This window comes from Mangrovibrevibacter kandeliae (genome assembly GCF_024519155.1).
Taxonomy (GTDB): Bacteria; Pseudomonadota; Alphaproteobacteria; order Rhizobiales; family Rhizobiaceae; genus Mangrovibrevibacter; species Mangrovibrevibacter kandeliae.
In genome coordinates this window covers 1,301,414-1,318,335 of sequence record NZ_JANIFJ010000001.1, presented here as the reverse complement: position 1 = coordinate 1,318,335, position 16,922 = coordinate 1,301,414, and the positions used below count along the sequence as shown (strand labels likewise).

The 16,922-nt window shown below is 65.3% G+C and carries 12 protein-coding genes and 1 tRNA gene; all 13 read right to left on the bottom strand.

Going from position 1 to position 16,922, the window contains the following annotated elements; genetic code table 11:
- Positions 1–1,136, bottom strand: a 1,136-nt coding sequence (gene tuf, locus NPA30_RS06385; protein WP_256801511.1) for an elongation factor Tu, incomplete at its 3' end; no start/stop codon positions are given.
- Positions 1,137–1,199: 63 nt separating this feature from the next.
- Positions 1,200–3,290, bottom strand: coding sequence for an elongation factor G (gene fusA, locus NPA30_RS06380; protein ID WP_256801510.1), 2,091 nt, complete (start codon positions 3,288–3,290; stop codon positions 1,200–1,202).
- Between the two features lie 29 nt (positions 3,291–3,319).
- Positions 3,320–3,790 (bottom strand): 30S ribosomal protein S7, encoded by a 471-nt coding sequence (rpsG, locus tag NPA30_RS06375; RefSeq protein ID WP_256801509.1) that lies wholly within the window; start codon positions 3,788–3,790, stop codon positions 3,320–3,322.
- A 32-nt stretch (positions 3,791–3,822) separates the two neighbouring features.
- On the bottom strand, positions 3,823–4,194 hold the full coding sequence (rpsL, locus tag NPA30_RS06370) for a 30S ribosomal protein S12 (protein ID WP_256801508.1): 372 nt from the start codon (positions 4,192–4,194) through the stop codon (positions 3,823–3,825).
- Positions 4,195–4,577: 383 nt separating this feature from the next.
- Positions 4,578–8,774, bottom strand: a complete 4,197-nt coding sequence (gene rpoC, locus NPA30_RS06365) for a DNA-directed RNA polymerase subunit beta' (protein WP_256801507.1) — start codon at positions 8,772–8,774, stop codon at positions 4,578–4,580.
- Positions 8,775–8,911: 137 nt separating this feature from the next.
- Positions 8,912–13,066 carry a DNA-directed RNA polymerase subunit beta gene (gene rpoB, locus NPA30_RS06360; protein ID WP_256801506.1) on the bottom strand — a complete coding sequence of 1,385 codons (4,155 nt, stop codon included), beginning with the start codon at positions 13,064–13,066 and terminating at the stop codon, positions 8,912–8,914.
- 287 nt (positions 13,067–13,353) lie between these two features.
- The gene (gene rplL, locus NPA30_RS06355; RefSeq protein ID WP_256801505.1) at positions 13,354–13,734 is read right to left on the bottom strand and encodes a 50S ribosomal protein L7/L12; all 381 of its coding nucleotides are present in this window, start codon (positions 13,732–13,734) and stop codon (positions 13,354–13,356) included.
- 57 nt (positions 13,735–13,791) lie between these two features.
- A complete protein-coding gene (gene rplJ / locus NPA30_RS06350; protein WP_256801504.1) occupies positions 13,792–14,310 on the bottom strand; it encodes a 50S ribosomal protein L10 in 519 nt (172 codons plus the stop codon).
- 358 nt (positions 14,311–14,668) lie between these two features.
- Positions 14,669–15,370 carry a 50S ribosomal protein L1 gene (rplA, locus tag NPA30_RS06345; RefSeq protein WP_256801503.1) on the bottom strand — a complete coding sequence of 234 codons (702 nt, stop codon included), beginning with the start codon at positions 15,368–15,370 and terminating at the stop codon, positions 14,669–14,671.
- Between the two features lie 4 nt (positions 15,371–15,374).
- Entirely contained in the window at positions 15,375–15,803 is a 429-nt protein-coding gene (gene rplK, locus NPA30_RS06340; RefSeq protein ID WP_256801502.1) for a 50S ribosomal protein L11, read from the bottom strand.
- Positions 15,804–15,946: 143 nt separating this feature from the next.
- On the bottom strand, positions 15,947–16,477 hold the full coding sequence (nusG, locus tag NPA30_RS06335; RefSeq protein ID WP_256801501.1) for a transcription termination/antitermination protein NusG: 531 nt from the start codon (positions 16,475–16,477) through the stop codon (positions 15,947–15,949).
- Positions 16,478–16,498: 21 nt separating this feature from the next.
- Entirely contained in the window at positions 16,499–16,699 is a 201-nt protein-coding gene (gene secE / locus NPA30_RS06330) for a preprotein translocase subunit SecE (protein ID WP_256801500.1), read from the bottom strand.
- Between the two features lie 139 nt (positions 16,700–16,838).
- Positions 16,839–16,914: transfer RNA gene (locus tag NPA30_RS06325), tRNA-Trp, on the bottom strand.
- Positions 16,915–16,922: the final 8 nt, after the last annotated feature.

Here is a 16,922-nt window from a genome sequence, read left to right as displayed (position 1 = left end):
CGGCCGCCCTCGCGGATGGCGAAGCGCAGCTTCTCTTCCATCGCGATCGGCACGATCAGCGTCACGTCCATCGTCACGTTGTCGCCCGGCATCACCATCTCCGTGCCTTCCGGCAGCGTCACCACACCCGTCACGTCCGTCGTGCGGAAGTAGAACTGCGGACGGTAGTTGGTGAAGAACGGCGTGTGCCGGCCGCCCTCTTCCTTGGTCAGGATGTAGGCCTCGGCCTTGAACTTGGTGTGCGGCGTCACCGAACCCGGCTTGCACAGGATCTGGCCGCGCTCCACGCCCTCGCGGTCCACGCCGCGCAGGAGCGCGCCGATGTTGTCGCCCGCCTGGCCCTGGTCGAGCAGCTTGCGGAACATCTCGACGCCCGTCACCGTCGTCGACGTCGTCGGGCGGATGCCGACGATCTCGACCGTCTCGCCCACCTTCACGATGCCGCGCTCGACGCGACCCGTCACCACCGTGCCGCGGCCCGAGATCGAGAACACGTCCTCGATCGGCATCAGGAACGGCTGGTCGACCGGACGCTCCGGCGTCGGGATGTAGGCGTCGACCTCCTTCATCAGAGCCCGCACCGCGTCCTCGCCGATCTCCTTGTTGGAGTCCTCGAGCGCCGCCAGCGCCGAACCCTTCACGATCGGAATGTCGTCGCCCGGGAACTCGTAGCTCGACAAGAGCTCGCGAACCTCGAGCTCGACCAGCTCCAGAAGCTCCGCGTCGTCGACCTGGTCCACCTTGTTCAGGAACACCACGATCGCCGGAACGCCCACCTGGCGCGCCAGCAGGATGTGCTCGCGCGTCTGCGGCATCGGGCCGTCCGCCGCCGAGCACACCAGGATCGCGCCGTCCATCTGCGCCGCGCCCGTGATCATGTTCTTCACGTAGTCCGCATGCCCGGGGCAATCGACGTGCGCGTAGTGCCGCGCCTCCGTCTCGTACTCCACGTGCGCCGTCGAGATCGTGATGCCGCGCGCCTTCTCCTCCGGCGCCGCGTCGATCTGGTCATACGCCCGGAACTCGCCGAAGTACTTCGTGATCGCCGCCGTCAGCGACGTCTTCCCGTGGTCGACGTGCCCGATCGTGCCGATGTTCACATGCGGCTTCGTGCGCTCGAATTTACTCTTCGCCATTGTGGCACTCCATCTCTTGTAGGAACCGCAACAGGTCCCGTTGCTTCGCTCGAGGAGCGGGCGTTACGCGAACTTTTTCTGGATCTCTTCCGCGACCTGGTTCGGCACCTGCTCATAGTGGTCGAACAGCATCGTGTACTGGGCACGCCCCTGCGTCATCGAGCGGAGCGTGTTGACGTAGCCGAACATGTTGGCCAGCGGCACCATCGCATTCACCACCTGGGCGATGCCACGAGGCTCGGTGCCCTGGATCTGGCCGCGCCGCGAGTTGAGGTCGCCGATGACGTCGCCGACATAGTCTTCCGGCGTCACCACCTCGACCTTCATCACCGGCTCCAGCAGCCGCGGGCCAGCCTTCTGGATGGCTTCACGGAAACCGGCACGCGAGGCGATCTCGAAGGCGAGGACCGACGAGTCGACGTCGTGGAAGGCGCCGTCGATGAGCTCCGCCTTGATGTCGACCATCGGGAAGCCGGCCAGCGGGCCAGCGCCCATCACCGACTTGATGCCCTTCTCGACGCCCGGAACGTACTCCTTCGGCACCGAACCGCCGACGATCTTCGACTCGAAGGTGAAGCCCGCGCCGATCTCGGCCGGCTCGAAGGTCATCTTGACGCGCGCGAACTGGCCCGTACCGCCGGTCTGCTTCTTGTGGGTATAGTCCACCTCGGCACGGCGGGTGATCGTCTCGCGGTAGGCCACCTGCGGCGCACCGACATTCGCCTCGACCTTGAACTCGCGCTTCATCCGGTCGACGAGAATGTCGAGATGAAGCTCGCCCATGCCGGCGATGATCGTCTGGCCGCTCTCCTCATCCGTTTTGACGCGGAAGGACGGATCCTCCGCCGCAAGCCGATTGAGCGCGAGGCCCATCTTCTCCTGGTCGGCCTTGGTCTTCGGCTCGATCGCGATCTCGATGACCGGATCAGGAAACTCCATGCGCTCCAGGATCACCGGCTTCAGCGGATCGCAGAGCGTGTCGCCGGTGGTCGTGTCCTTCAGGCCCGCCAGTGCGACGATGTCGCCGGCGAACGCCTCTTCGATGTCCTCACGCGAGTTGGAGTGCATCTGCAGCATGCGGCCGATGCGCTCCTTCTTCTCCTTGACGGTGTTCTGGAGCGACGTGCCCTTGGTCAGAACGCCGGAGTAGATGCGCGCGAAGGTCAGCGAGCCGACGAACGGGTCGTTCATGATCTTGAACGCCAGCATCGAGAGCGGCTCCTCGTCGGAGGACTTGCGCACGACCTCGGCTTCCGTCTTCGGATCGATGCCCTTGATGGCGTGGACCTCGACCGGCGACGGCAGGAAGTCGACAACCGCATCAAGAAGCGGCTGCACGCCCTTGTTCTTGAACGCCGAACCGCAGAGGACCGGGGTGAACCAGACGTCGCAGGTGCCCTTGCGGATCAGCCGGCGAAGCTCCTCGTTGTCCGGCATCTGGCCTTCGAGGTACCGCTCCGTCGCGCCTTCGTCGATCTCGACGGCGGCCTCGATCATCATCTCGCGGTACTCTTCGGCCTGGGCCTTCAGATCCTCGGGGATCTCGAGCACGTCCCACTGGGCGCCGAGGGTCTCGTCGCGCCAGACGAGCGCCTTCATCTCGATGAGGTCGATGACGCCCTTGAGCTCACTCTCCGCGCCGATCGGCAGCTGCACGACGACCGGGCGCGCACCGAGGCGCGACTTGATCATCTCGACGCAGCGGAAGAAGTCCGCACCGATCTTGTCCATCTTGTTGACGAAGATCATCCGCGGCACGCGGTACTTGTCGGCCTGGCGCCAGACGGTCTCGGTCTGCGGCTCGACGCCGGCATTGGCGTCGAGGAGCGCGATCGCGCCGTCGAGGACGCGCAGCGAACGCTCCACCTCAATGGTGAAGTCCACGTGCCCGGGGGTGTCGATGATGTTGAAGCGGCGCTTCTTGCCGTCACGGCCCTGCCAGAACGTGGTCGTCGCGGCCGACGTGATCGTGATGCCGCGCTCCTGCTCCTGCTCCATCCAGTCCATGGTCGCGGCGCCGTCGTGGACTTCGCCGATCTTGTGCGACTTGCCGGTGTAGAAGAGGATCCGCTCGGTGGTCGTCGTCTTGCCCGCGTCGATGTGGGCCATGATGCCGAAATTGCGGTAGTCTTCGATCTTGTATTCGCGGGCCATGGAATGGGCCTTTCGATAAGAAGTGTCGATTACCAGCGGTAGTGCGAGAAGGCGCGGTTGGCCTCGGCCATCCGGTGCGTGTCTTCGCGCTTCTTGACGGCAGTGCCGCGATTGTTGGCGGCATCCATCAGCTCGCCCGACAGGCGATCGACCATGGTGGTCTCGTTGCGGTTGCGCGCGGCGGTGATCAGCCAGCGGATCGCCAGCGCCTGACGGCGCTCCGGACGCACGTCGACCGGAACCTGATAGGTCGCACCGCCGACGCGACGCGAGCGGACCTCGACGTGCGGGGCGATGTTGTCCAGCGCCTGGTGGAAGATCGCGATTGCGTCCTGCCGGGTCTTTCCCTCGACGGCGTCGAACGCGCCGTAGACGATGCGCTCGGCGACCGACTTCTTGCCGTCATACATGACGGCGTTCATGAACTTGGTGACGACGAGATCGCCGAACTTCGGGTCCGGGTTGATCTCGCGCTTCTCGGCACTGTGGCGACGGGACATTCGTTAGTCTCTCAGATCGACGACGGACTGGCTTACTTCGGACGCTTGGCGCCGTACTTCGAACGGCGCTGCTTGCGGTCCTTCACGCCCTGGGTGTCCAGAACGCCGCGGATGATGTGGTAGCGCACGCCGGGAAGGTCCTTCACGCGACCGCCGCGGATCATCACCACGGAGTGCTCCTGAAGGTTATGCCCCTCGCCCGGGATGTAGCCGATGACCTCGTAGCCGTTGACGAGACGGACCTTGGCGACCTTGCGGAGCGCCGAGTTCGGCTTCTTCGGGGTCGTCGTATAGACGCGGGTGCAGACGCCGCGCTTCTGCGGGTTCGCCTCGAGCGCCGGAACCGTGTTGCGCTCGCTCGGGCGAGTGCGCGGCTTCCGGATCAGCTGGTTGATGGTCGGCATCCAACCTTCCTTCACGTTTCAAATTCAATTCCGAAACGAAACAGTGCCGCCGCGCAGGCCTGTTGGCATACGCGAAAAACCGAGCACTGGATCCGCGTTCGACGCGGACTGCCCGGAACCCTGCAGAGGACCGCCAGACGGTCGTGCTCCAGCAATGTTTCGTCTCGTTTGAACTGAACCTTGTTTGAAGCGCTGGATCCCGGACGCGGCGTCCTTGGGACGAGTCGGCCTCACATCGGCTCGGTTGGTGCGCTACTTAACGATTGTGGCGACACCCGTCAACCCCGCTGCGTCGGCCGCGCCGTACGCCGCCGGCGCTTGCTTAACAACGCGAAAGGCCGCCCGGAGGCGGCCCTTCAGTTCTCGGTCGAAACGGCGCCGGATTACTCGGCGGCGTCGTTCAGCGAGGTCAGCATCCGGTCGGCCTCGGCCGCATTGGAGGCCTTGCGCCGATCCTCCAGGATCAGCTCGTCGCGCGAGGTCGCGATCCGCCGGATCTGGGTCATCATGCCGCCCGTGCCCGCCGGGATGAGCCGGCCGACGATGACGTTCTCCTTCAGGCCCTGCAGCGTGTCGACCTTGCCGGCGACCGCCGCCTCGGTGAGGACGCGGGTGGTCTCCTGGAAGGAGGCCGCCGAGATGAAGGACGGCGTCTGCAGCGAGGCCTTGGTGATGCCGAGGAGCACCGGGTTGCCGTAGGCCGGCTTCTTGCCGTCCTCCTGCAGCTTCTCGTTCAGCTCCGCCAGCTCGATCCGGTCGACGTGGTCGCCCGGGATGTAGCCGGAGTCGCCGGACTCGGTGATCTCGACCTTCTGCAGCATCTGGCGAACGATCACCTCGATGTGCTTGTCGTTGATCATCACGCCCTGCAACCGGTAGACCTCCTGGATCTCGTTGACGAGGTAGCTCGCGAGAGCCTCCACGCCGCGGATCGCCAGGATGTCGTGCGGCGCCGGGTTGCCGTCGAGGATGTAGTCGCCCTTCTCGATGATGTCGCCTTCCTGGAGGTGGAACGGCTTGCCCTTCGGGATCAGGTACTCGACCGGCTCCACGCCATCCTCGTGCGGCTCGATCACGATGCGGCGCTTGTTCTTGTAGTCGCGTCCGAACCGCACGGTGCCGCCGATCTCGGCAATCACCGCGTTGTCTTTCGGACGACGGGCCTCGAACAGCTCCGCCACGCGTGGCAGACCGCCGGTGATGTCCTTGGTCTTGGCGCTCTCCATCGGGATGCGCGAGAGGACGTCACCCGCCTTCACCTTGGAGCCCGGCTCGACCGAGAGGATCGCGTCCACCGACAGGAGGTAGCGCGCGTCCGAGCCGCGGGCGAGCTTGGCGATGGTGCCGTCGTCCTTGCGGATGACGAGCGCCGGCTTGAGGTTCACGCCGCGCGGGCTGGCCCGCCAGTCGATGACGGCACGCTTGGTGATGCCGGTCGACTCGTCGGTCTGCTCGGTCACCGAGATGCCCTCGACCAGATCCTCGAACTCCACGGTGCCGTCGAGCTCGGTCATCACCGGGCGGGTGTAGGGATCCCACTCGGCGACACGCTGGCCGCGGCGCACCTGGTCGCCGTCGTCCACATAGATGCGCGAGCCGTAGGTGACGCGGTGCGAGGCACGCTCCTTGCCGGTCTGATCGAGGATCAGGATCGCCATGTTGCGGCCCATCGCGACGAGACGCCCCTCGGAGTCGCGCACGACGTTGCGGTTGCGGATCTGCACCGTGCCTTCGTACGACGCCTCGAGGAAGGACGAGTCCACCACCTGCGCGGTACCGCCCATGTGGAAGGTGCGCATGGTGAGCTGGGTGCCCGGCTCGCCGATCGACTGCGCCGCGATGACGCCGACCGCCTCGCCCTGGTTGACCGCCGTGCCGCGGGCGAGGTCACGCCCGTAGCAGGTGGCGCAGATGCCGGTGCGGACCTCGCAGGTGAGCGCCGAGCGGATCTTGACCGACTGGATGCCGGCCTTCTCGACCTTCTCGACGTCCCGCTCCTCGATCGTGACGCCGGCCTTGACCAGCATCTCGCCCGACACCGGGTGCGTGATGTCCTCGAGCGCCGTGCGGCCGAGGATGCGCTGGCCGAGGGTCGCGACGACCTGGCCGGCATCCACGATCGGCTGCATCGTAAGGCCGTTCTGCGTGCCGCAGTCGACCTCGTTGATGATGCAGTCCTGCGCGACGTCGACCAGACGACGCGTCAGATAGCCCGAGTTCGCGGTCTTCAGGGCGGTGTCGGCCAGACCCTTGCGGGCGCCGTGAGTCGAGTTGAAGTACTCGAGCACGGTGAGGCCTTCCTTGAAGTTGGAGATGATCGGCGTCTCGATGATCTCGCCGGACGGCTTGGTCATCAGGCCGCGCATCGCCGCGAGCTGGCGCATCTGGGTCGGCGAACCACGCGCGCCCGAGTGCGACATCATGTAGATCGAGTTCATCGGCTTCTGGCGGCCGTCGTCCTTGAACTCGACCGCGCGGATGCGGGTCATCATCTCGTCGGCGATCTTGTCGGTGCACTTGGCCCAGGCATCGACCACCTTGTTGTACTTCTCGCCCTGGGTGATCAGGCCGTCATTGTACTGCTGCTCGTATTCCTTCGCGAGCGCCTGCGTCTCCGCAATCAGCTTCGCCTTCGTCTCCGGAATGACCATGTCATCCTTGCCGAAGGAGATGCCGGCGGTGCAGGCGTGCTTGAAGCCGAGCTGCATGATGCGGTCGCAGAAGATCACCGTCTCCTTCTGACCGCAGTGGCGATACACCGTGTCGATCATCTTGGAGATGTTCTTCTTCGTCATCAGCTCGTTGCAGATGTCGAAGGGCACGTTGTGGTGCTTCGGCAGGAGCTCGCCGATGAGCATGCGGCCGGGCGTCGTCTCGTAGATCTTCGAGACGACGTTGCCCGCCGCGTCCACCGAGCGGAAGCGGCCCTTGATCTTGGTCGAGAGCGTCACCGAGCGGGCGTAGAGCGCGTGCTCCAGCTCGCCGATGTCGGAGAACACCATCCCCTGCCCCGGCTCGTTCTCGTTCATGATCGAGAGGTAGTAGAGCCCGAGCACCATGTCCTGCGACGGCACGATGATCGGCTGGCCGTTCGCCGGATGCAGGATGTTGTTGGTCGACATCATCAGGACGCGCGCCTCGAGCTGCGCCTCGATCGACAGCGGCACGTGCACCGCCATCTGGTCGCCGTCGAAGTCCGCGTTGAAGGCGGTGCAGACCAGCGGGTGCAGCTGGATCGCCTTGCCCTCGATCAGCACCGGCTCGAAGGCCTGGATGCCGAGGCGGTGCAGCGTCGGAGCGCGGTTCAAGAGAACCGGATGCTCACGGATCACCTCGTCGAGAATGTCCCAGACCTCCGGGCGCTCCTTCTCGACGAGCTTCTTCGCCTGCTTCACCGTGGACGAATAGCCCTTGGCGTCGAGCCGCGCGTAGATGAACGGCTTGAACAGCTCGAGCGCCATCTTCTTCGGCAGGCCGCACTGATGCAGCTTGAGCTCCGGACCGGTCACGATGACCGAGCGGCCGGAGTAGTCGACGCGCTTGCCGAGGAGGTTCTGGCGGAAGCGGCCCTGCTTGCCCTTCAGCATGTCGGACAGCGACTTCAGCGGACGCTTGTTGGCGCCCGTGATGACGCGGCCGCGACGGCCGTTGTCGAACAGCGCGTCCACCGCCTCCTGAAGCATGCGCTTCTCGTTGCGGATGATGATGCCGGGCGCACGCAGCTCGATCAGCCGCTTCAGGCGGTTGTTGCGGTTGATGACGCGCCGGTAGAGGTCGTTGAGGTCGGAGGTCGCGAAGCGGCCGCCGTCGAGCGGAACGAGCGGGCGCAGGTCCGGCGGGATCACCGGGACGACGCGCATGATCATCCACTCCGGCTTGTTGCCGGACTCCAGGAAGTTCTCGACGATCTTCAGACGCTTCATGAGCTTCTTGGTCTTCAGCTCAGAGGTCGTCGTCGCCAGCTCCTCGCGCAGGTCGCCGGCGATCTTCTCCAGGTCCATCGAGGACAGGAGCTCCTGGATCGCCTCGGCGCCGATGAGGGCCGTGAAGGAGTCCTCGCCGAACTCGTCGACCGCGATCATGTACTCCTCCTCGGTGAGGAGCTGATGCTCCTTCAACGAGGTGAGACCCGGCTCGGTGACGATGTAGTGCTCGAAATAGAGGACGCGCTCGATGTCCTTCAGCGTCATGTCGAGCAGCGTGCCGATGCGGCTCGGCAGCGACTTCAGGAACCAGATGTGGGCGACGGGCGCGGCGAGCTCGATGTGGCCCATGCGCTCGCGGCGCACGCGCGAGAGGGTGACCTCGACGCCGCACTTCTCGCAGATGATGCCCTTGTACTTCATCCGCTTGTACTTGCCGCACAGGCACTCGTAGTCCTTGATCGGACCGAAGATGCGCGCGCAGAACAGGCCGTCCCGCTCCGGCTTGAACGTACGGTAGTTGATCGTCTCCGGCTTCTTGATCTCGCCGAAGGACCAGGACAGGATCTTCTCCGGGCTGGCGATCGAAATTCGAATCTGGTCGAACGTCTGCGCCTGCACCTGCGGATTGAAGATATTCATGACCTCTTGGTTCATGAGCGTTCTCCTCTTGGGGCGGATCGCCCCCAACGCACCGGGCGGGGCCGGCGCAACATCATCCGGAAGCGGAACCGGCACGCCGCATGGCGCCGGCTCCGGAGCCGCGGGCGTACCGCGGCATTGGATCTACGCGACTACTCCGCCGCGTCCGGCAGACGCTGGGCGTCCGACGGCGAGGCCGGCAAAGCCGTCCCCTCGGCCGAAGACAGGTCGACGTCGAGGCCGAGCGAACGCATCTCCTTGACGAGCACGTTGAAGCTCTCCGGGATACCCGACTCGAACGCATCATCGCCGCGCACGATCGACTCGTACACCTTGGTGCGTCCGGCGACGTCGTCCGACTTCACCGTCAGCATCTCCTGCAGCGTGTAGGCGGCGCCGTAGGCCTCGAGTGCCCAGACCTCCATCTCGCCGAAGCGCTGGCCGCCGAACTGCGCCTTGCCGCCCAGCGGCTGCTGGGTGACGAGCGAGTACGGACCGATCGAGCGGGCGTGGATCTTGTCGTCCACCAGGTGGTGCAGCTTCAGCATGTAGATGTAGCCGACGGTCACCTGGCGATCGAACGAGTCGCCCGTGCGGCCGTCATACAGCGTCACCTGCCCCGAGCCGTTCAGCCCGGCCTGCTCCAGCATCTCGACGATGTCGTGCTCGACCGCGCCGTCGAAGACCGGGGTCGCGATCGACACGCCCTTGGTCATCTGTTTTGCCAGACGCACCACCGACTCGTCGTCGTAGGTCTTCACCGGCTCGTTCCGGTCGTTGTCGCCAAGGATCTCAGCGATGCCGCTGCGCAGCTTACCGGCGTCGTGCGACTGCTGGTAGACCTCCAGCATCTGCCCGATCTGCTTGCCCATGCCGGCGCAGGCCCAGCCGAGATGCGTCTCGAGGATCTGCCCGACATTCATGCGCGACGGCACGCCGAGCGGGTTCAGCACGATGTCGACATGCGTGCCGTCCTCGGTGAAGGGCATGTCCTCCACCGGCACGATGCGCGAGACCACACCCTTGTTGCCGTGACGCCCGGCCATCTTGTCGCCCGGCTGGATCTTGCGCTTGACAGCGACGAAGACCTTCACCTGCTTCATGACGCCCGGAGGCAGCTCGTCGCCGCGCTGCACCTTCTCGACCTTGTCCATGAAGCGCTGCTCGAGCGTCTTCTTGGCCTCGTCGTACTGGTTGCGCAGCGCCTCGAGTTCGCCCTGCAGCTTCTCGTCCTCGACGGCGAACATCCACCACTGCGAGCGGGGATATTCGGCCATCGCGGCCTGCGACAGCTCGGTGCCCTTCTTGTAGCCGCGCGGCCCTGCGACCGCCGACTTGCCGTCCAGCATATCGACCAGGCGCGTGTAGACGCTGCGGTCGAGGATCGCCTGCTCGTCGTCGCGGTCCTTGGCGAGGCGCTCGATCTCCTCGCGCTCGATCGCCATGGCGCGCTCGTCCTTCTCGACGCCGTGCCGGTTGAAGACGCGCACCTCGACGACCGTGCCGTAGGCGCCGGGAGGCATGCGCATGGACGTATCGCGAACGTCGGACGCCTTCTCGCCGAAGATGGCGCGCAGGAGCTTTTCCTCCGGCGTCATCGGGCTTTCGCCCTTCGGCGTGATCTTGCCGACCAGGATATCGCCCGGCTGCACTTCGGCACCGATATAGACGATGCCCGCCTCGTCGAGGTTCTTCAGCGCCTCTTCCGACACGTTCGGAATGTCGCGCGTGATCTCCTCCGGCCCGAGCTTGGTGTCGCGCGCCATGACCTCGAACTCCTCGATGTGGATCGAGGTGAAGACGTCGTCGGCGACGATGCGCTCGGAGAGGAGGATCGAGTCCTCGTAGTTGTAGCCGTTCCACGGCATGAACGCGACGAGCACGTTGCGGCCGAGGGCGAGATCGCCGAGATCGGTCGACGGGCCGTCCGCGATGATGTCGCCCTTCTGCACCCGGTCGCCCACCGCCACCAGCGGACGCTGGTTGATGCAGGTGTTCTGGTTCGAGCGCTGGAACTTCATCAGCCGGTAGATGTCGACGCCGGACTTGCCGGCCTCGACGTCCTCGGTCGCGCGGATGACGATACGGGTCGCATCGACCTGGTCGACGATGCCCGTCCGGCGCGCGCCGATCGCGGCACCGGAGTCACGCGCCACCACCGGCTCCATGCCGGTGCCGACGAAGGGCGCCTCGGCGCGCACCAGCGGCACCGCCTGGCGCTGCATGTTCGAGCCCATCAGCGCGCGGTTGGCGTCGTCGTTCTCGAGGAACGGGATCAGCGCCGCGGCGACCGACACCAGCTGCTTCGGCGACACGTCCATCAGGTCGACGTTCTCGCGCGGGGTCATGAAGACGTCGCCGGCGTGACGGCAGACCACGAACTCGTTCTGGAACGTGTTCTCCTCGGTCAGGATGGCGTTGGCCTGCGCGACGTAGTGCTTGGCCTCCTCCATCGCCGAGAGATAGACGACCTCGCTCGTCACCTTGCCGTCCACCACGCGCCGGTACGGGCTTTCGATGAAGCCGTACTTGTTCACGCGAGCGAACGTCGCCAACGAATTGATCAGACCGATGTTCGGGCCTTCCGGCGTCTCGATCGGGCAGATCCGGCCGTAATGCGTCGGGTGCACGTCGCGCACCTCGAAGCCGGCGCGCTCGCGCGTCAGTCCGCCCGGTCCGAGCGCCGACAGACGCCGCTTGTGGGTGATCTCCGACAGCGGGTTGGTCTGATCCATGAACTGCGACAGCTGCGAGGAACCGAAGAACTCGCGCACGGCCGCCGCCGCCGGCTTGGCGTTGATCAGGTCCTGCGGCATCACGGTGTCGATCTCGACCGACGACATGCGCTCCTTGATGGCGCGCTCCATGCGCAGGAGGCCCAGGCGGTACTGGTTCTCCATCAGCTCGCCCACCGAGCGGACGCGGCGGTTGCCGAGATTGTCGATGTCGTCGATCTCGCCCTTGCCGTCGCGCAGGTCGACCAGCGTCTTGACCACCGCGATGATGTCTTCCTTGCGCAGCACGCGCACGGTGTCCTCGGCCTTGACGTCGAGGCGCATGTTCATCTTCACGCGGCCGACGGCGGACAGGTCGTAACGCTCGGCGTCGAAGAACAGCGAGCGGAACATCGCCTCGGCCGTCTCCATCGTCGGCGGCTCGCCCGGGCGCATCACCCGGTAGATGTCGAACAGCGCGTCCTGCCGGCTCTCGTTCTTGTCGACCGCGAGCGAGTTGCGGATGTAGCCGCCGACCGTGACGTGGTCGATGTCGAGCACGGAGATCTCGTCGTAACCCGCATCGATGAGGACCTTGAGGGTCTTCTCGTCGATCTCGTCGCCGGCCTCGAGATAGACCTCGCCCGTCTGAACGTTGACGATGTCCTCGGCGAGGTAGTTGCCGTAGAGGTCCTCCTCGGTGGCGCGCAGCGCCTTGACGCCCTTGTCCTTCAGCTGGCGGGCCTGGCGGGCGGTGATCTTCTTGCCCGCCTCGGCCAGCACTTCACCGCTGTCGGCGTCGACGAGGTCGACCGTGGCGTTCTGGCCGCGCACGCGCTCGACCGAGAACGGAACGCGCCAGCCGTCCTTGTCCTTCTGGAACTGGATGACGTTGTAGAAGGTCGACAGGATCTCCTCGCCGTCCATGCCGAGCGCCATCAGGAGCGAGGTCACGGGGATCTTGCGGCGCCGGTCGATACGGGCGTGCACGATGTCCTTCGGATCGAACTCGATGTCGAGCCACGAGCCGCGATAGGGGATGACGCGCGCGGCGAAAAGCAGCTTGCCGGACGAGTGGGACTTGCCCTTGTCGTGATCGAAGAAGACGCCCGGCGAGCGGTGCATCTGCGAAACGATCACGCGCTCGGTGCCGTTGACGATGAACGTGCCGTTCGACGTCATCAGCGGCATGTCGCCCATGTAGACGTCCTGCTCCTTGATGTCCTTGACGGACTTGGAGCCGGTGTCCTCGTCGATATCGAACACGATCAGGCGCAGCGTCACCTTGAGCGGCGCAGCGAAGGTCAGGTCGCGCTGCCGGCACTCGTCGACGTCGAACTTCGGCGCCTCGAACTCGTACTTGACGAACTCCAGCATCGACTGACCGGAGAAGTCGGTGATCGGAAACACCGACCGGAAGACCGCCTGTAGGCCCTCGTCCGGCCGGCCACCCTTCGGCTCGTCGACCATCAGGAACTGATCGTAGGAGGCCTTCTGGACCTCGATCAGGTTGGGCATCTCAGCGACTTCGGGAATCGACCCGAAGAATTTGCGCACCCGCCTACGACCCGAAAACGTCGTCGTCTGAGACATCGTCGCTCCTTGCTCTCGAACAGCGCCCTTGACCGCGAAAGGGCTTCACACACATTCTCCCCTCGCTCGGGGAGCACCGACCGCACCCTTCCGGGATGCGGCGGCAGACTTTCCGAAGGGCCACCGGCCAGCCCGCGTCTTCAGACCGCCCTCGGGCAGTCGGAACACGCGCACGTCGGCGCGGGCACATCCTTCACCTCGACGCTCCGTTCGGAGCACGGAAAGCGGAACGGCGCTCGGCCGTCCCGCTCGTCCAGTTCGTCGCTCGCAGCGCCCGCAGGCCCTGCTTACTTGACTTCGACCTTGGCGCCAGCCTTCTCGAGCTGGTCCTTGATCTTCTGCGCATCGTCCTTGGAGATGCCTTCCTTGACCGGCTTCGGCGCACCGTCGACCAGGTCCTTGGCTTCCTTGAGGCCGAGACCGGTGATGGCGCGGACTTCCTTGATGACGTTGATCTTCTGAGCGCCGGCGTCGGCGAGGATCACGTCGAACTCGGTCTTCTCTTCCTCGGCCGGAGCAGCAGCGCCTGCAGCGCCACCGGCGGCCGCCACGGCGACCGGAGCGGCGGCAGAGACGCCCCACTTCTCTTCCAGCATCTTCGACAGCTCGGCCGCCTCGAGGACGGTCAGCGCCGACAGGTCTTCAACGATCTTGGCGAGATCAGCCATTGTGATGTTCCTTCAGGTTCGAACGTTTCAGTTGGTTTTGAGCAGCGAGGAAATGCCTCAGGCCGCTTCGTCCTTCTTGGCATAGGCTCCGAAGACGCGTGCGAGCTGACCCGCAGGCGCCTGGAGGACGCCCGCGATCCGCGTGGCCGGCGTGTTGATCATGCCGACCAGCTTGGCGCGCAGTTCGTCCAGCGACGGCATGGAGGCCAGAGCCTTCACGCCTTCCGCATCGAGAGCGGTGGTGCCCATGGCGCCGCCGAGGATCACGAGCTTGTCGTTGCCCTTGGCGTAGTCGTTGGCCACCTTCGGCGCCGCGATCGGGTCGGTCGCATAAGCGACCAGCGTCTGACCCGTGAACAGGTCAGCGATCGGTTCGGCGTCGGTGCCTTGAAGAGCGATTTTGGCGAGGCGGTTCTTCGCGACTTTGACGGTTGCCCCCGAGGCGCGCATCTTCGACCGGAGGTCGTTGAGCTGAGCCACGGTGAGACCGGCATAGTGGGCCACCACGATCGATCCCGAGACCTTGAAGGTCTCGTGGAGGGTCGTGACGAATTCGCGCTTTTCCGCTCTGTCCACTGCCTCTCTCCAGTTGGCGGTGCCCGGGTGGGCGACCGCCGGTTGCCTTTTGCCGTCCGCGAACGGACGACGCTTCAGAGATCCTGTCCCCTCGGCGTCCGGGCTCCTTTCAAGGGAACCACGAGCGGCACAAGGCATTCAGAGGTTCGAACCGAAGGCTCCGGCCAGGCCGGACAATTCGGTGTCGCCCCGTCTCATGCAGGCTTACCAAGCGATTATGAGCGCCGCGAACGGCCCTCGCCTGCAATCTCGGACAGGAAAAGACGAGGCCGAAACCTCGCCGAACCGGGCCGCGAGCGGCCCGGAACCTTTTGCACAAGACGGCGGATATAAGGTCCCCGTCCCGAAATGTTAAGCCTCAGGCCGAGATCTGCAGGCTCGACGGATCGAGCTTCAGGCCCGGGCCCATGGTCGAGGTGATCGCCACGCGCTGCACATAGGTGCCCTTGGCACCCGCGGGCTTGGCCTTCTGCACCGCGTCCGCGAAGGCGCGGATGTTCTCGGCGAGCTGCTCGGCGCCGAAGGACACCTTGCCGACGCCGGCGTGGACGATGCCCGCCTTCTCGACGCGAAACTCGACGGCGCCGCCCTTGGAGGCCTTAACCGCCGCCGCGACGTCCGGCGTCACCGTGCCGACGCGCGGGTTCGGCATCAGGCCACGCGGGCCGAGCACCTTACCGAGGCGGCCGACGAGACCCATCATGTCGGGGGTCGCGATGGCGCGGTCGAAATTGATGGTGCCGGCCTGAACCTCGGCAACGAGTTCCTCGGCACCGACGATGTCGGCGCCCGCGGCCTTCGCCTCGTCGGCCTTGTCGCCGCGCGCGAACACGGCGACGCGGACCGTGCGGCCCGTGCCGTTCGGCAGGTTGACCACGCCGCGGACCATCTGGTCGGCGTGGCGCGGGTCGACCCCGAGATTCATCGCGATCTCGACGGTCTCGTCGAACTTCACGCTCGCCCGCTCCTTGAGCAGCGACACGGCATCGCTGAGCGCATAGAGCTTGGTCGGATCGAGACCCTCACGGGCCTTGGTGATGCGCTTGCCAATCTTCGCCATCGTCTCAGCCCACCACTTCCAGGCCCATGGCGCGCGCCGAGCCTTCGATCATCTTCATGGCGCCCTCGACGTCGATCGCGTTGAGGTCCTTCATCTTCTTCTCGGCGATGTCGCGGACCTGGTCGCGCGTCACCTGTCCGGCGCTCGTCTTGCCGGGCGCGGTGGAGCCCTTGTCGAGGCCGGCCGCCTTCTTGAGGAAGTAGCTGACCGGAGCGGTCTTCATCACGAAGGTGAACGACTTGTCCTGATAGTAGGTGATCACCACCGGAACGGGGGACCCCTTCTCCATCTCCTGGGTCTGCGCATTGAACGCCTTGCAGAACTCCATGATGTTGATGCCGCGCTGACCGAGGGCCGGGCCGATCGGGGGCGACGGGGTCGCCGAACCGGCCTTCACCTGCAGCTTCAGCTGGCCTGCAATCTTCTTAGCCATGTCTGCCTGCCTTTATCGTGTGCCGGTCGCCCGGCGTCCTGCCTCCCCAAGGAGGCCTGCAGTTGCGCGGTCCGGATCGGACGGCCGGCTGAGCCGCCTCCCCTCCCGCGCGCTTCGGACGGCTGGTCGCCGCCCCTTCCCGATCAGACCTTCTCGACCTGACCGAATTCCAGATCCACCGGCGTCGCGCGCCCGAAGATCGACACCTCGACCTTGAGGCGCGAGCGCTCCTGGTCGACTTCCTGGACGATGCCGTTGAACGAGGCGAAGGGACCGTCGGACACCCGCACCTGCTCGCCGATGTCGTAGGCGATCGTCGGCTTCGGCCGCTCGGCCCCGTCCTGCACCTGGTTGAGGATACGATCGACCTCGGCCTCCGAGATCGGCACCGGGCGGTTCTCCGAACCGAGGAACCCGGTAACCTTCGGCGTGTTCTTGATCAGCGAGAACACCTGGTCAGTCAGCTGCACCTTCACAAGCACGTAACCCGGGAAGAACTTGCGCTCCGAATCGACCTTGCGCCCGCGACGCACCTCGACGACGCGCTCGGTCGGGACCAGGATCTTCTCGAACCGATCCCAAAGACCCTTCAGACGCGCCTGCTCCTCGATCGATTCAGCGACCTTCTTCTCGAAATTCGAATACGCGTGAACGATATACCAACGAGGCGTCATCTAACGTCAAATCCCCCCGGCTCACTGACCGGCACTCATGATCAGACCGACGAGATAGCCGAGGACCTGATCCGCCACGAAGAAGAAGACGGACGCGAAGGCGACCATCACGATGACCATGAGCGTCGAGATCATGGTCTCCCGCCGGGTCGGCCAAGTCACCTTGGCGACTTCCGAGCGCACCTGCTGCAGGAAGGTGAAGGGGGTGGTTTTCGCGGCCATCTGCGCCCATGGCATAAGGCGCGTACGGGGCTGCTTACCAGCCCGACGCGCCGTGTGTCTGTCTGTCGGAATGGATTACATAACCGTACGGGACCCGATTCACAAGTCCTGTCCCGGGTCTAATCCACCGGATGCGGCGTGGCAGGGGCAGCAGGGCTCGAACCTGCGACCTGCGGTTTTGGAGACCGCCGCTCTACCAACTGAGCTATACCCCTGTGCACGC

Excerpts from the sequence above, each read along its gene's own strand:
- fusA (WP_256801510.1), bottom strand. The coding sequence starts at position 3,290 with ATGGCCCGCGAATACAAGATCGAAGACTACCGCAATTTCGGCATCATG.
- rpsG (WP_256801509.1), bottom strand. The coding sequence starts at position 3,790 with ATGTCCCGTCGCCACAGTGCCGAGAAGCGCGAGATCAACCCGGACCCG.
- rpsL (WP_256801508.1), bottom strand. The coding sequence starts at position 4,194 with ATGCCGACCATCAACCAGCTGATCCGGAAGCCGCGCACTCGCCCGAGC.
- rpoC (WP_256801507.1), bottom strand. The coding sequence starts at position 8,774 with ATGAACCAAGAGGTCATGAATATCTTCAATCCGCAGGTGCAGGCGCAG.
- rpoB (WP_256801506.1), bottom strand. The coding sequence starts at position 13,066 with ATGTCTCAGACGACGACGTTTTCGGGTCGTAGGCGGGTGCGCAAATTC.
- rplL (WP_256801505.1), bottom strand. The coding sequence starts at position 13,734 with ATGGCTGATCTCGCCAAGATCGTTGAAGACCTGTCGGCGCTGACCGTC.
- rplA (WP_256801503.1), bottom strand. The coding sequence starts at position 15,370 with ATGGCGAAGATTGGCAAGCGCATCACCAAGGCCCGTGAGGGTCTCGAT.
- rplK (WP_256801502.1), bottom strand. The coding sequence starts at position 15,803 with ATGGCTAAGAAGATTGCAGGCCAGCTGAAGCTGCAGGTGAAGGCCGGT.
- nusG (WP_256801501.1), bottom strand. The coding sequence starts at position 16,477 with ATGACGCCTCGTTGGTATATCGTTCACGCGTATTCGAATTTCGAGAAG.
- secE (WP_256801500.1), bottom strand. The coding sequence starts at position 16,699 with ATGGCCGCGAAAACCACCCCCTTCACCTTCCTGCAGCAGGTGCGCTCG.